Genomic DNA, 14,733 nt, shown 5'->3' on the forward strand with positions numbered 1-14,733 from the left:
TGCGCGGGCCCGTCACCGGGCTGCTCCGCGCACGACCATCGCCGAGTTGAAGCCGCCGTAGCCCCTGGCCAGCACCAGCGCGGCGTTCACCGGCGCGGTCCTGGGCCGGTCGACCACCAGGTCGAGGTCGTACTCGGGGGCGGGGGCGACATGGGTGGTGGGCGGGATGACCCCGTCCCTGATCGACAGCAGCGCGGCGGCCGTGTCGAGCGACGCGGCTCCTGAGTAGAGCCGTCCGGTCATCGTCTTGGGCGCGGTGACCGGCACGCCGCGCGGTCCGAAGACCGCGGTGATCGCGTCGGCCTCCGCGCGGTCCAGTTCGGGGACGGCCGCCGCGTCGGCGAAGACGACGTCGATGTCGCCCGCCGTCAGGCCCGCGTCGGCCAGCGCCGCCTCGACGGCCCGCCGCAGACCGGGCTCCCGGCCGCTGCCGGGCCTGGGGTCGAAGGTCGAGGCGTATCCGGCGATCTCCCCGTAGACCTTGGCGCCGCGCTCCCGCGCGGACCCGGCGTCCTCCAGGATCAGCAGCGCGCCGCCCTCGCCGGGCACATAGCCGTCGGCGTCCGCGGCGAAGGGCCGGTACGCCTTGTCCGGGTCGTCGCTGTCGGTGAGCCGTCCCGCGGCGACCTGCGCGATCCATCCCCAGGGGCAGATCGAGCCGTCGACGCCGCCGGAGACGATCAGCCGGGTGCCCTTGCGGATCTGCCGCCTGGCCTGCGCGAGCGCGTCGAGGCCGCCCGCCTGGTCGGAGACGACGACCCCGCTGGGGCCCTGCATGCCGTTGCGGATGGAGATCTGGCCGGTGTTGACCGCGTAGAACCAGGCGAAGGACTGGTACGCGCTGACGTGCTGGCCGCCCTTGGACCACAGCTTCTGGAGTTCGTTCTGGCCGAATTCGAAGCCGCCGGAGGAGCTGGCGGTGATGACGCCCATGTCGAACTGTTTCCACTCGTCGAGCTTCACGCCCGCGTCGGCCAGCGCCCAGTCGGCCGCGACCAGGGCGAGCCTGGTCATGTGGTCGGTCTGCGGGATCAGCCGGCTCGGCAGGTAGTCCGTGGCGACGAAGCCCGGTACCTCGCCTGCGAGTTTGGCGGGGTAGCCGGTGGCGTCGAACCGCTGGACGGGTCCGATGCCGTTCTTCCCCGCGAGCGTCGCGGCCCAGAACTCCTCGGTGCCCAGGCCGTTGGGCGCGGTGACGCCGATACCGGTGACGACGACGGAACTGGCGGCGCCAGAGGAGGCGGCCGTACTTTCGGAAGCGGTCGGGCCCGTGGAAGCGGCCGGGCCCGTGGAAGCGGTCGTGTCCGCGGAAGCGGCCGTGCCTTCGGAAGTGGTCATGCCGCCCTCCGCAGCACCATCGCGCTCTGGAAGCCGCCGAAGCCGCTGCCGACGCTGAGCACGGCGTCGGTGGTCCACTCCCTGGCCTTGAGCGGTACGTAGTCCAGGTCGCACTGCGGGTCCGGCTCGTGCAGATTGGCCGTCGGCGGGACCAGGTTGTTCTCGATGGCCAGCGCGGACGCGGCGATCTCGATCGAGCCGATGGCGCCGAGCGAGTGCCCGACCATCGACTTGATGGAGCTCATCGGCGTCCGGTACGCGTGGTCGCCCAGCGTGCGCTTGACGGCGGCGGTCTCGTGGCGGTCGTTCTGCTTGGTGCCCGAGCCGTGCGCGTTGACGTAGTCGATCTCGTCGGGGTTCATCCGCGCCTCGTCCAGGGCCGTCCTGATGGCCTCGGCCATCTCCAGGCCCTCGGGCCGCAGACCCGTCATGTGGAAGGCGTTGGAGCGGGTGGCGTACCCGGCGATCTCGCAGTAGATGTGCGCGCCGCGCGCCTTGGCCGCCTCGTACTCCTCCAGCACGAACATCGCGGAACCCTCGCCGAGGACGAAGCCGTTGCGGGAGTTGTCGAACGGCCGCGAGGCGTGCTCGGGATCGTCGTTGCGCGAGGTGGTGGCCTTGATGGCGTCGAAGCAGGCCACGGTGATCGGGGAGATCGGGGCGTCGGTGGCGCCCGCGATCATCACGTCGACGCTGCCCTCGCGGATCAGCTCGGTCGCGTAGCCCACCGAGTCCAGGCCGGAGGTGCAGCCGGTGGAGACCACCGTCGCCGGGCCCTCGGCCCCGGTGGACCAGGCCACTTCGCTGGCGAAGGAGCTGGGCACGAAGAAGTCGTACAGATGCGGTACCGCGTACCGGTGGTCGTTGAGGTCGAGACGCCCGCCGTCACTGGTGACGCGGTACTCCTGGTCCAGGCCCATCGTCGCGCCGACGGCGCTGCCGACGGTCACCCCGGTCCGGTACGGGTCCAGGTCGGACATCTCCAGTCCGCTGCCCGCGAGCGCCTCCGCGGCCGTGACCACCGCGAACTGCGCGGCGCGGTCCATGCGGCGGATCTCCTGCGGGCTCAGTCCCAGTGCCTCCGGGTCGAAATCGACCTCGGCCGCGACGCGGGAACGGAACGGGGCGGGATCGAAAAACGTGATGCCTCTGGTCGCGGTTCGGCCGTCGCTCAGCAGACTCCAGAAGTCCTTCACGCCGACACCCCCCGGCGCCACGACCCCAATGCCGGTTATCACCACTCGCCGTCCCATGTGGACGCCGCTCCCTTCGGAATTTCGTGAATTCTTGAGGACAGGCTTGAGATCAGGTCCGTCACTCGGACTTGGCCCAGTGATAGAAACGCGTGGCCATCGCGTCCTTCGGCGACCGCCAGGTCGCCGGGTTGTAGGCCTCGATGTGCGGCTTCAGGTCGGCGCTGACCTGCACAAAGAGCGGGTGGTCCTTGGTCTGTTCGATGGTCGTGTTACCGGCCTCCGTGTCGAAGTCCTGGAGGTGGAAGTAGAGGCCGTTGTAGGAGAAGAGCTCCCGTCGACGGGTGCCCATCAGGTCGGGCATCCCGGTCTGGTCGAATTCCCCGAAGATCCGGGCCACGTCCTCCGCGGACTGCGGCAGCATGCGCGCGACTATCAACGTGCTGTGCATCGTTCGCTCCTGGTGATGGGAGTGATGGAGGGGTCGTCCGCTGGTCGTCGAAACAGGCCGTCCTAGCGGGATCGTTCGGCAGATCGCTCGGCGCGGCGGCTGAAGCACGCGTGTGCGTCGGCCTCCGAGTAGTAGGTGCGGCCCGAGCCGTGCCTGCGGCGCCAGCTCTGCTCGCTGGCCAGCCGGTAGACCGTGCCGACCGGGGTGCTCCACAGCCGCGAGATGTCGGCGGCGGTGAGCCAGCGCTCGGCGACGGCGGGGGTGACGGCGGCGGGACCGGCGGAGGTGCCGGCGGAGGTGTCGGCCGCTGTGCCCGGGGCCGTGTCCTCGGCGGGCATCAGGCGGCGCAGATGGGTGAGTTGGTGCCCGGCCCAGGTGTGCCCGGCCTGGGCGTCGCACTGCACGGCCGGGTGCGCGGCCGTCGCCCCGACGCGTACGACGGCGGACAGCCGCCCCTCGCAGCCGGGTTCGACGCAGTCGCCCAGCGCGATCCGGCGGATCTGCTCGGGGTGGGCGACGCGGCGGGCCCTGCTGACCAGCCGGGCCACCTCGCGGGTTGCCTCGGCGACGGCCGGGTGCCCGGCCAGCCAGTCGGCGTGCCGCAGCAGGAACACCGACAGGGTGCCGACGGACCGCTCGGGCGGTACGAGGCCGCGCTGCTGGGCGATCAGGCCGCTCCAGGAGCCGAGCACCCCGAGGATCGCGGCGCGTGTCTCGGCCGCCGCCGGGTTGAACGGCATGCCGGGCAGCGGGCCGCCGCTGGTGCGTTCGCGCAGCCCCTTGGCCGCGGCGCCGCCCAGCACCCGCTCGCAGTCCCGGTACAGCTCGGGGAGCATGCCGATGCCGGTGGTCAGCCGACGGTGGCAGGCGGCGCACAGCCGGTTCCCGCCGACCGGACGGCCGGGGTGCCGGCCCCCGTCGCGGGGCTCGGCCTGCCGCGTACCGCATTCGTGTCCTTCGCACCGCACGGCCGCGCGGCTCATGCGGAGGACCCGGACCGTTCGAGCCCCAGACCGAGCCGGAATCCGACACCGCGGACGGTGACGATCCACTCCTTGGCGCCCAGCTTCGTCCGGAGGCTGCTGACATGGGTGTCGACGGTCCGCCGGGACCACGAGTCACCCCACACCTGCTGCATGAGCCGCTTCCGGGTGATGACGATGTCCGGGTGCGAGGCCAGCAGGTAGAGCACGTCGAATTCCTTACGGGTCACATCTATATGCCGTCCGCCGAGCCGCACTTCGCGCGATCCGGCGTCGATCCGCAGCGGTCCGCAGGAGATGACCCGCGCGGAGGCGGGTTCCGGGCGGGCGCGGCGCATGACCGCGTCCATCCGGGCCATCAACTCGCGGAAGCCGTACGGCTTGACGAGGTAGTCGTCGGCGCCTGCCTGGAGGCCGAGCACCCGGTCGAGTTCGGTGCCGCGCGCGGTGACGGCGATGACCGCCACGTCGCAGACCGACCGGATGCTCCGGCAGACCTCGAGTCCGTCCAGGTCGGGCAGGTCGAGGTCGAGCAGCACCAGGTCCGCGTCCTCGTACGTCTGGAGTGCCGCGCCGCCCGTGCCGACCGACGCGACCTCGTGTCCGTGCCGCCGTAACCCCCTGACCAGGGATTCGGCGTCGTCTGCATGAGGTTCCACCACAAGTACCCGCCAGCTCACGGACGGCCCCGGCACTCCCCGTACCGGCGATGCGGTACGTATCTCGGTGCGATTGACGTTTGCGGACGCACGTGGGGCTGGTATATGAGGCTTCAGAAGGTCTATCCGGCTCATGGGTCCGCCCTTTGTGACGCTCAGGTCCGACTGCGACCTGGGCCTGATCGGTTCCTTGGACTGCTTGCGAGTCTCCGGTCAACCTCCGGCCGCGAATGCGAGCGCATCGAGAGTCGAGGCACACTGCCGTGAATCGAATGTCGCGAACACCCGTGCTGCCGGGGCGATCCGGCGGCACAGGCCGCCGAGTACCTTTCCGGGTCCGATCTCGATGAAGCGGTCCACGCCCGCGTCCGACATTCCGGCCACGGTTTCGGTCCAGCGGACCCGGCCGGTGAGCTGGCGTTTGAGCGCGGTACGCGCCTCGGCGGCGGTGGTGACCGGCGCCGCGGTGACGGACGAGATCGTCTCGACCACCGGATCGCGGAATTCCACCGCGTCCAGGGCCGCCGCGAATTCGTCCTCGATCTCGCTCATGAGACTGCAATGGAAAGGCGCGCCGACTTCGAGGGGGACCGCCCGGCGCGCGCCGGCGTCCTTGGCGGCGGCCATCACCCATTGGACGGCTTCGGCCTGGCCCGAGACGACCGCCTGCGCCGGTTCGTTGTCGTTGGCGATCTCGACGATCTGGCCGGTGCCGGTGGCGGCCTGTGCGCAGATGGCCTCGACGTCCTCGAGCGGCAGGCCGAGTACGGCCGCCATGGCGCCGGGCACGCGTGCGTTGACCGCGGCCATCAACTGGCCGCGCAGCCGTACGAGTCGGAGGGCGTCGGTCCATTCGAGGACACCCGCGGCGACCAGCGCGGTGTATTCGCCGAGGCTGTGGCCCGCGACGATGTCGGGGGCGAGACCGCGCGGACGCAGGCTCTGCCAGGTGCACAGGCTGGTCAGGAAGATCGCGGGCTGGGTGATCGAGGTGTCCCGGAGGACCTCGGCGGGTCCCTCCCAGCACAGCCGGGACAGTGGAAGGCCGAGAATCTCGTCCGCGGTGCGGTAGTAGGGGCCGACCAGATCCGGATGCTCTCCGGCGAGGTCGAGCCCCATTCCCACCTTCTGCGAACCCTGGCCGGGGAAGACAAAACCGATCCTGTCCATGCGCCGCAGGCTCCTTTCGGCCTTTCGCGGTGCCGGTGGCGGGCGGTCGGTGACGGCGTGGCCGCCCATGACGAAGCCCCGCGGCTGCACAGCGCACGCGGGGCTCGGTGATCTGAGTGTGATTGCGGCGTCCGGGGTCTCACTGCTGCCCGGATCCGGGCATACCTCGGCCGCCGGAAGTATCGTGACAGTCTCTTGCCGCCGATGTCAACTTCACTTGGTCAGCGGGCTGTTTGCGCAGTTCATCGACGGGTCGGGACTATGCGGTCGGGAAAGATGGTTGCAGTGCCCCTCGAATTTGCGTGACACCGATGAAGTCCGATGATCCTCATAGCATCGCCTCAACATCGAGCATTTCGGAACACTCCGGACCCGAATGACCATGGAGCCTGACGCGCTGTCAGATGGTGATTGTTCGCGGGTTCACGACGGCGTCACGCTAGCGTGTAGTCACATTTTACGAGGCGGCATTCTCGTCAATGAGCCGCCGGTCAGGGCCGCGTGGAGCGTGATCGTCGCAGGTAGATCAGGTGTGGACGGCTCCTGCGTTTGCCTGTATCGTCGCCTGCCAAACGCGAACATCCGTATGCTGTAAGCCGTACATGACTCGGGAGCGGGGGTTCCGGATCGTTATGAACACGGATTTAACGCGACAGGCCCAACTAGACTCATCACGGCCACCACGGCGTTTCCGATCGCCGGTAACCTCGGTCTCGTGCCGGGGTGCTTCAGGCACGGTGGATGAGCCGGTCACCTCATGGCGCCACGGGAGCGTTTCTCCAGGTCACCCTCGGGCGACCGGCGGGGATCCAGCTTTACGAACGGTCCCGGGCACGGCCCAGGGCACCGTCATCCGTCTCCGCCCGAGCCACTGCTCGGACGCGGAGGCCGGCCAGGTCCGCGCACGCTCCGGCGACTCGACGGTCGATTCGGCCGTTGATTCGGCGGCGCGGCGGGCCCCGTCCCGCGTGGCACGGACGATGACGTCCCGCTTAGGCGACGCCACGGCACACGCGCGCCCCACATCATCCCGTACCGGTGCGATCCACTCACGACGCACACCTCCATGATCCGGCGTGCCCCATGGGCCCCACTGGTCTGTGGAGCCCGCGAGCACCGCTGCTCGCGGTATATCCGGTCGGCCCGGCCCTCGCCGACCGTTCTGCACTGCGTTCAGCACTGCGTTGAGATGGTCCAGGCGTTCCACTGAGTAGTTCCCTCGCGCCTGGAGTACGTCGACAGGTTCCGGATCCAGCGGTCGCCGCTGACGGTGCGCCATTCCGTCGGAGGCAGCCGATGCACGGCCATGTTCCGACGGGACGTCGCTCACCTGCACCGACGACGACTTTCGGCATGTCCTGAACAGGGCGCACTCCCCTCGGTCATCGAGTCGATCGACGAGTTCGCACTGCGACAGCCACCTTCCGACATCATGACCAACGGGTGACCAAATGAATTCATCTCCATGTGTGGGCCAAAAATGCGGCAACGTGCCGCACGGGTCGCGACCGCGCCGCACAGCGGCCCCGGGGCTGCGTCTGTGCACCTCGTGCTACCACGATCTCAAGGCGAATCTGATGGAGCTGCCGGAGATCTACGACGACTGCGAGTCGGTGCTCCATCCGCGCCGCAACCCGACTCTCCAACGGGTCAGCGGCAGCAGGCAGTCGACCGGAATACGGCTGGACGAGGCGGCGATCACCGCCCGGTCCGGCATCGTCGGGTTCCTGGCCTCGTGGGCGGCGATGGTCGCCGAGGAGCGCGCCGTCCGCAAGCCGGTCCGCAGGCAGCCGGAGGAGATGGCCGACTTCCTCGTCGTCCACCTCAACTGGCTGCTCGCGCACCCGACCGCCGCGGACTTCGCGGAGGAGATCTCCGAGATAACGCACCGCGCGCGCCGGTCCGCCTACACGCAGCCCGCGTTGCGCATGGATCTCGGCCAATGCATCCATTCCGGTTGCAGCGCGGCGATGACCACGGCGCCGTCGTCGCCCGACGGCCGGCGCACCCGAGAAGTGAGCTGTACCGCAGGACACAGTTGGCAGCCCCACCAATGGCTTCTGCTATCCCGGCAGATTCAGCAGACGCGGCAGTTCGCGCGCGGCACTGCGGGAGCGGCAGCACAATCCCAGCGCCCGGAGGACGCCGCATGAATCCGCCACCGCGCAATAGAAGTCGGCTTGTTCCGACTCAACTCGCCGCACTCGCCGCCGGAGTCTCCGAGGCGACGATCAGGAAATGGGCCAGCCGCGGCAAGATCACCCGCTACGGCAGTCCCGGACGCGCGCAATACGATCTCGACGAGCTACTCGAACGTGTGGCCGCGAAAACGGAAGCGGCGGCTCTGAAGGAATCCACGTGAGCGCTTCGGGCCTCGCGTAAAGCAATTGACAGAGGACGAAGAGCCCTGCCTGTCGTGCGGAGCTTTCTCTCGGGCAGGGTTTCCTCCTCGTTCTTCTCGTTCTCACCGTTCGGCCTTCGTCAAGTCCGGCCGCCGCTCACGCCCTCCTACCAGAGAGCCGGACCGCGCGACGGGATGTGACATCCGGTGCGGGAAGTGTGACGCGCGCCTCATTCGGCCGCCGGACAGGGGGCGCGCCGCCCGCGTGCGCCCTTAGCGCAGTCCGGGACCTTCCGCCAGCCCTCTCCTCTGTGTACATTTATGCTCGATAGCTGCTCGTTTCGAGCAGGATCGCGCATCCGCACCGCGCGTCGCATCTCGCACGCCGTATCTCGCACACCGCACGAGGAGCCCCGATGTCCGCGTCCCTCACCACCACCGAGACCGCCTCCCAGCCCGAGTGCTGGCAGCGGGCGGCCGATCTCGCTCCCGCCGAGGCCGGAAAGCTGCCGCGCGACGGCGAGCGGGTGGCGGTGATCGGCTGCGGCACCTCCTGGTTCATGGCCCAGTCCTACGCGGCGCTGCGCGAACAGGGCGGTCACGGCGAGACCGACGCCTTCGCGGCCTCGGAGTTCCCGTTCGGCCGCGGCTACGACCGTGTGCTGACGATCACCCGCTCCGGCACCACCACCGAGGTGCTGCGGGCGAGCGAACGACTGCGTACGGCGGGCGTCGCGGTCACGGCGATCACCGCCGACCCGCACACGCCGGTGATGGAGGCCGCCGACGAGGTCGTGGTGCTGGACTTCGCCGACGAACAGTCGGTGGTGCAGACCCGGTTCGCCACCACCGCGCTCGCGCTGCTGCGCGCCCACCTCGGCCACGACCTGACGGCGGCCGTCGCCGACGCGCGGCTGGCGCTCGCCCAGGAACTGCCCACCACCGTCACGGCCGCCGAGCAGTTCACCTTCCTCGGCACCGGCTGGACCTACGGCCTGGCGCAGGAGGCCGCGCTGAAGATGCGCGAGGCCGCGGGCGCCTGGACCGAGAGCTACCCGGCGATGGAGTACCGGCACGGCCCGATCAGCATCACCGGCCCCGGCCGCGTGGTGTGGGCCTTCGGCGCCCTGCCCGAGGGCCTGGCGGACAACGTCGCGGGCGTGGGCGGCCTTCTCGAGGCCGGTTCCGCCGCGCCCGCCGACGGCGGTACGAGCGCGGTCGGCGGTACGGGCGCGCCCGTGCTCGACCCGCTGGCCGACCTGGTGCGGGTCCAGCGGCTCGCGGTGGCCATCGCGGAGAACAAGGGGTACGACCCGGACCGGCCGCGCAACCTGACGCGTTCCGTCGTCCTGGCCTGACGACAGCCCCCGCGCGGCGCTCCGCTGTTCGGCGGACCGCCGCCCGTACCCCCGCCCGCACCCGTGAAACCGGCACCGCCGTACGTACCCCGAGGAATCCCATGCCTGCCGTCTCCACCGCAGAACTCGTCACCGCAGCCCGGGCCGCGGGCCACGGGGTCGCCGCGTTCAATGTGATCACGCTGGAGCACGCGGAGGCGATCACCTCCGCCGCGCAGGCCGCCGGGCTGCCGGTGATCCTCCAGATCAGCGAGAACGCGGTGGCCTTCCACGGCGGCCGGGTCGAGCCGGTGCTGGCGGGGGCGGCGGCGGTCGCGCGGGGCGCGGCGGTGCCGGTCGCCCTGCACCTGGACCACGTGGAGAGCGAGGAGTTGCTGCGGGCGGGCGTGGCGGCCGGGGCGTCCTCGGTGATGTTCGACGCGTCGAAGCTGCCGTACGAGGAGAATCTGCGGGCCACCGCGCGGATGGTGGAGTGGGCGCACGGCCAGGGCGCCTGGGTCGAGGCCGAGTTGGGCGAGGTCGGGGGCAAGGACGGCGCGCACGCGCCCGGCGTGCGGACCGACCCCGCCGAGGCCGCCGCCTTCACCGCCGCGACCGGGGTGGACGCGCTCGCCGTCGCGGTCGGCAGCTCGCACGCGATGACCGACCGCTCCGCGCGCCTCGACCACGAACTGATAGCCGCGCTGCGCACGGCCGTACCCGTACCGCTGGTGCTGCACGGCTCGTCCGGTGTGCCGGACGACGAGCTGCGGCGGGCCGTCGCCGCCGGGATGGTGAAGGTCAACATCGGTACGGCGCTGAACATCGCCTTCACCGGGGCGGTACGGGAGCACCTGGCGGCGGACCCGGCCGTCGTCGACCCGCGGCGCTATCTGCGGCCGGCCCGCGACGCGATGTCCGCCGTGGCGGAACACCTGCTGCGCGTCGTCGCGGGCCGTCCGGAGTGATCCGTAACGCCTGATCCCCAACGGCTACTTGGGCATCAGCACCGTGTCGATGATCTGCACGGTGGCGTTGGCGGTGGTGACGTTGCCGCAGACCACGTTCGCGGTGTCGTTGACCTTGTACGCCTCGCCGGAGCCCGAGGTCGTCAGGGTGCCCTTCTCCAGCGTGGTGTAGGTGCCCTTGGACAGGCCCTCGGGCGCCTTCACCGGCTCGCCGACCACGTGGTAGGTGAGGATCTTGGTGAGCATCGCCTTGTCGGCGAGGACCTTGTCGAGGTCGGCCTTCGGGATCTTCGCGAAGGCGTCGTTGGTCGGCGCGAAGACGGTGATGTTCTGGGCGTTGTTCAGGGTGTCGACGAGACCGGCCTTCTGGACGGCGGCGACCAGCGTCGACAGCGCCGGGTTGTGCGAGGCGGCGGTCGCCACCGGGTCCTTGGACATGCCGTCGAAGCTGCCCGCGCCGTTCTTGGGCACGGTGGCGCAGCCGGGCCCGAAGGGCGCGTCCTTCGTCGAGGCGTCACTCGGCGCGTCGCTGGTGGGCGCCATCGCCGGATCGCTCGCCGAGGTGGACGGGCTCGCCGCCGCCGAGTCGTCCTTCTTGTTGTCGTCGCTCGAACAGGCGCTGAGGGCCAGCGGCAGGACGGCGGCGGCCGTCACGGCGACGGCGATGCGGCGGGCGCGGAGGTTGAACATGGTTTTTCTCCTCTATATGTGCGGTTTATGCGACATGTGCGTGCGGAAAGTCGTCTGTGGCGGGGAGTTGGGGAGGCGGATGGTCAGGGGGGCGGATGGCCCGGGGGGGGGGCGGATGGCCCGGGGGGCGGCGGGCCGCTCGAAGGCGAACAGGTCGTCGGATGGTCGGCGCGCCGACGGGTCAGTCGACGCTGACCACCACCGAGTGCCAGCCGGTCGCGCCGTTCGGGACGGTGCCGACGCGGTGGTCGGTCTGCGTGTAGCCGTCACGGTCCGTCGCGCGGACCTCCAGCGTGTGACTGCCGGGCGTGGCGTCCCACTCCCACAGCCACTGCCGCCAGGTGTCGGTGCTGTCCTCGTCCGCGAGCCGGGCGGTCTGCCACCGGCCGCCGTCGACCCGTACCTGCACCCGGTCGATGCCCCGGTGCTGCGCCCACGCCACCCCGGCCACCGGCACCCGGCCCGCCTTGGGACTGGCGAACGGCTTCGGGGTGTCGATCCGCGACTCGGTCTTGATCGGAGCCTCGCGCGACCAGCTGCGTTTGACCCAGTAGGCGTCGTAGGAGTCGAAGGTGGTCAGTTCGAGTTCGCGCAGCCACTTGCAGGCCGACACATAGCCGTACAGGCCGGGCACCAGCATGCGGACGGGGAAACCGTGTGCGAAGGGCAGCGGCTCGCCGTTCATGCCGAGCGCGAGCATCGCGTCACGGCCGTCGAGCACGGTCTCCACCGGCGAGCCGATGGCCATGCCGTCCACCGAGTGCGCCACCAGCTGGTCCGCCGTGCCACCGTGCGACGGGGGCCGTACCCCCGCCTCGCGCAGCAGATCGGCCAGCCGGACGCCGATCCAGCGGGCGTTGCCGACGTACGGGCCGCCGACCTGGTTGGACACGCAGGTCAGCGTGATGTCCCGCTCGATCAGGTCACGGCGCAGCAGGTCGTCGTAGGAGAGCGTCAACTCCTTGCCCACGCCCATGCCGTGGATGCGCAGCCGCCAGGTGGTGGCGTCGATCTTCGGCACGACCAGGGCGGTGTCGACGCGGTAGAACTTCGCGTTCGGCGTGGTGAACGCGCTCAGGCCGGGGATTCCCAGGTCCGCCCCGCGCGGGACGGCCGCGGCGCGGGAGGCGGGGGCGGGCAGCGCGATGGCCTTCCGTGAGGCCACCGCGACGGCGCCGCGGCGGTTGTTGAGGGTACGGCCCAGGGCTCCCGCACCCGCGGACGCGGCAGCCGTGGCGGCAGCGGCCAGCACGAAGCCACGGCGGTCGAACGCGGGGCGGGAGGTGGGCCCGGCCTGCGGGGCGGGCGTTTCCGTCCGTGGCAGAGGGATCTCGGCGGTGTCCTCGTCGTCCTCCGCGGCGCGCTCCACGGCGGACGGAGCGGTCGGTGTCTCCGGCGCGGCGGCCTGTTCCGGCACGCGCGCGGCCGGTGCGGCGCGGAGCGTGAGCCGCTGTGTCAGCAGCCACAGCGCCGCCGCTCCGAGCAGCGCGCCGACGATCGACGGCAGCGTGTCCAGCCGGTGGTGGTCGGGACGGCTCCAGGCGGCGACCGCCCCGATGACGCCGAAGGCCAGCACGCCCGCGCAGCCCGTGCGCCGGAAGCGCAGCGCGAACACGCCGAGCACGAAGGCGAAGAGGGCCAGGATCGCGACGATGCCCAGTTGCAGCACCAGTTTGTCGTTGGTGCCGAAGTTCCGTACCGCGTAGTCCTTCAGGGACACCGGTGTGCGGTCGATGACCGCGCCGCCGACCGCAGTCACCGGACTGGCCTCGGGACGGGCGGCCACGGCGACGAGTTCGGCGAAACCGAGTGACGCGGCAGCGGCCAACAGGCCGCTCAGCGCGCCGAGTACGACCCTCAGCAGCCGGCCGGCGGCGCTCGGGCCATGTGGCTGATGAGGCTCCAGCGCACTGCCGGGGCTGATGGTCTCCTGGTCGGTCACATCCCGCATTCGTGGCCACTCGCCCGGCGGATTGGTACGGGATTCCGCGTCCCCCGGACCGACGGGTTCCGCCGCAGGTGGGGACCGTGAAGATCACCGCCGGAACGTTCCGCTCCCGCACCAATCCGCGACGGCGGCGGCCACGAATGATCAGTGAGGGCGCACCGGTGCCGGTCGCCGTTCCGGCCGCGCCGGACACCGACCGGGCACGGGGCGCCACCGGGCACCACGGGGTGTCACCGGACATCGAGCACTGACCGAGGGGATCGCATGACGGCCGAACGACGTCGGATCGCGGTGATAGGCAGCGGAGTGGCGGGCCTTACCGCCGCCCATGTGCTGCACCGCGCGAGTGACGTGTCCCTGTACGAGGCGGACGACCGGCTCGGCGGGCACGCGGACACCCACGACGTGGCCGACCCCGACGGCCGGTCCCTGAGCGTCGACACCGGCTTCATCGTGCACAACGCCCGCACCTATCCGCATCTGCTGCGGCTGCTGCGCGAGCTGGACGTCGCCACGCAGGAGTCCGAGATGAGCATGTCGGTGCGGTGCGAGGGCTGCGGCCTGGAGTACGCCGGGGCCCGCGGGCCGCGCGGGCTCTTCGCGCAGCCGCGCAACGCGCTGCGGGGCCGCTATCTGCGGATGCTGACCGAGGTCACGGCCTTCCACCGCGGGGCGCGGCGGCTGCTCGCGGAGAGCGGCGAAGCGGGTTCGGGTTCTTCCACGGATACGGGTGCGGGCTCGGGTTCTTCTGCGGGCTCGGGCTTTCCCGCGGATACGGGCTCGGATACGGACACGGGTGCGCGCGCTGCCGCCACCGACCGCACGCTGCGGGAATTCCTCGCCGACGGCCGCTACTCCCCCTACTTCGTCCAGCACTTCATGACCCCGCTGGTCTCCGCCGTCTGGTCCTGCTCCCCCGCGACCGCGCTGGACTTCCCGGCCCGCTACCTCTTCCGCTTCCTCGACCACCACGGCCTGCTCAGCGTCGGCGACTCCCCCACTTGGCGCACGATCACCGGCGGCTCCCGTACGTACGTCGAGCGGGTGGGCAAGGAGGTGTCCGCCGTGCACACCTCCAGCCGGGTGACCGCGCTGCGCCGCGTCCCCGGCGGCGCCGAGGTCACCGTCGAGGACGGCACCACCGAGCGCTACGACGCGGTGGTCGTCGCCGTCCACCCGCACCAGGCGCTGAGCCTGCTGGCCGAGCCCACCGCGGCCGAGCGCGAGGTGCTGGGCGCGATCCCGTACACCGTCAATCCCGCGCTGCTGCACACCGACACCGGCGTGCTGCCGCGCGCGTCCGGCGCCCGCGCGTCGTGGAACTACCTGATGCCGTCCTGCGCCTCGGACGCCGGCGCCGTCCTGGTCAGCTACGACATGAACCGGCTCCAGCGGCTGGACGGCGCCGACACGTATGTGGTGACGCTCAACGGCGCCGACCGGGTCGCCCCCTCCGCCGTACGGGACCGGATGGCGTACGAACACCCGCAGTACACGCCGGAGTCGGTGGCCGCGCAGCGACGGTTGCCCGAACTGAACGGGCCGGTGGTCGCCTACGCGGGCGCCTACCACGGCTGGGGTTTCCACGAGGACGGCTGCGCCTCCGGGGTGGCGGCGGCGCGCGCGCTGGGGGTGGAGTGGTCATGACGGCTCCG

The 14,733-nt window shown here is 70.9% G+C and carries 13 protein-coding genes; 5 read left to right on the forward strand and 8 right to left on the reverse strand.

Annotation, left to right across the window (positions count from 1 at the left end; genetic code table 11):
• Positions 1-12: 12 nt before the first annotated feature.
• The 6 genes from ACIP4Z_RS03325 to fabD form a co-directional block, all read right to left on the reverse strand.
• Positions 13-1,338 carry a ketosynthase chain-length factor gene (locus ACIP4Z_RS03325; RefSeq protein ID WP_401304714.1) on the reverse strand — a complete coding sequence of 442 codons (1,326 nt, stop codon included), beginning with the start codon at positions 1,336-1,338 and terminating at the stop codon, positions 13-15.
• Positions 1,335-2,591, reverse strand: coding sequence for a beta-ketoacyl synthase (locus tag ACIP4Z_RS03330; RefSeq protein ID WP_188280342.1), 1,257 nt, complete (start codon positions 2,589-2,591; stop codon positions 1,335-1,337). The genes ACIP4Z_RS03325 and ACIP4Z_RS03330 overlap by 4 nt, the downstream gene beginning before the upstream one ends.
• 61 nt (positions 2,592-2,652) lie before the next feature.
• Positions 2,653-2,982, reverse strand: a complete 330-nt coding sequence (locus ACIP4Z_RS03335) for a TcmI family type II polyketide cyclase (RefSeq protein ID WP_355337067.1) — start codon at positions 2,980-2,982, stop codon at positions 2,653-2,655.
• Positions 2,983-3,044: 62 nt separating this feature from the next.
• A complete protein-coding gene (locus tag ACIP4Z_RS03340; RefSeq protein WP_391160462.1) occupies positions 3,045-3,965 on the reverse strand; it encodes a hypothetical protein in 921 nt (306 codons plus the stop codon).
• On the reverse strand, positions 3,962-4,759 hold the full coding sequence (locus tag ACIP4Z_RS03345; RefSeq protein ID WP_355337063.1) for a response regulator transcription factor: 798 nt from the start codon (positions 4,757-4,759) through the stop codon (positions 3,962-3,964). The genes ACIP4Z_RS03340 and ACIP4Z_RS03345 overlap by 4 nt, the downstream gene beginning before the upstream one ends.
• Positions 4,760-4,837: 78 nt before the next feature.
• A complete protein-coding gene (fabD, locus tag ACIP4Z_RS03350; RefSeq protein WP_391046853.1) occupies positions 4,838-5,794 on the reverse strand; it encodes an ACP S-malonyltransferase in 957 nt (318 codons plus the stop codon).
• 1,577 nt (positions 5,795-7,371) lie between these two features.
• Between fabD and ACIP4Z_RS03355 the strand changes: the two genes are divergently transcribed.
• The 4 genes from ACIP4Z_RS03355 to ACIP4Z_RS03370 all read left to right on the forward strand — a co-directional run bounded on the left by ACIP4Z_RS03355 (position 7,372) and on the right by ACIP4Z_RS03370 (position 10,440).
• A complete protein-coding gene (locus tag ACIP4Z_RS03355) occupies positions 7,372-7,947 on the forward strand; it encodes a hypothetical protein (RefSeq protein WP_355337059.1) in 576 nt (191 codons plus the stop codon).
• Positions 7,944-8,156, forward strand: a complete 213-nt coding sequence (locus ACIP4Z_RS03360) for a MerR family transcriptional regulator (RefSeq protein WP_188280336.1) — start codon at positions 7,944-7,946, stop codon at positions 8,154-8,156. The genes ACIP4Z_RS03355 and ACIP4Z_RS03360 overlap by 4 nt, the downstream gene beginning before the upstream one ends.
• Before the next feature lie 395 nt (positions 8,157-8,551).
• Entirely contained in the window at positions 8,552-9,493 is a 942-nt protein-coding gene (locus ACIP4Z_RS03365) for an SIS domain-containing protein (protein ID WP_355337057.1), read from the forward strand.
• A gap of 101 nt (positions 9,494-9,594) precedes the next feature.
• Positions 9,595-10,440: a ketose-bisphosphate aldolase gene (locus ACIP4Z_RS03370; protein ID WP_391046859.1), complete on the forward strand. Its 846-nt coding sequence runs from the start codon at positions 9,595-9,597 to the stop codon at positions 10,438-10,440.
• Between the two features lie 24 nt (positions 10,441-10,464).
• On the opposite strand, the gene ACIP4Z_RS03375 is transcribed toward ACIP4Z_RS03370, so the two are convergent.
• Together ACIP4Z_RS03375 and ACIP4Z_RS03380 are read right to left on the reverse strand one after the other, a co-directional pair.
• Positions 10,465-11,130 carry a fasciclin domain-containing protein gene (locus ACIP4Z_RS03375; protein ID WP_391046862.1) on the reverse strand — a complete coding sequence of 222 codons (666 nt, stop codon included), beginning with the start codon at positions 11,128-11,130 and terminating at the stop codon, positions 10,465-10,467.
• A gap of 181 nt (positions 11,131-11,311) precedes the next feature.
• Positions 11,312-13,081: a sulfite oxidase gene (locus tag ACIP4Z_RS03380; RefSeq protein WP_401304723.1), complete on the reverse strand. Its 1,770-nt coding sequence runs from the start codon at positions 13,079-13,081 to the stop codon at positions 11,312-11,314.
• A gap of 261 nt (positions 13,082-13,342) precedes the next feature.
• Between ACIP4Z_RS03380 and ACIP4Z_RS03385 the strand changes: the two genes are divergently transcribed.
• The gene (locus ACIP4Z_RS03385; protein ID WP_401304725.1) at positions 13,343-14,725 is read left to right on the forward strand and encodes an NAD(P)/FAD-dependent oxidoreductase; all 1,383 of its coding nucleotides are present in this window, start codon (positions 13,343-13,345) and stop codon (positions 14,723-14,725) included.
• Positions 14,726-14,733 lie beyond the last annotated feature (8 nt).

It is taken from the genome of Streptomyces sp. NPDC088910, assembly GCF_044749865.1.
Lineage (GTDB): Bacteria > Actinomycetota > Actinomycetes > Streptomycetales > Streptomycetaceae > Actinacidiphila.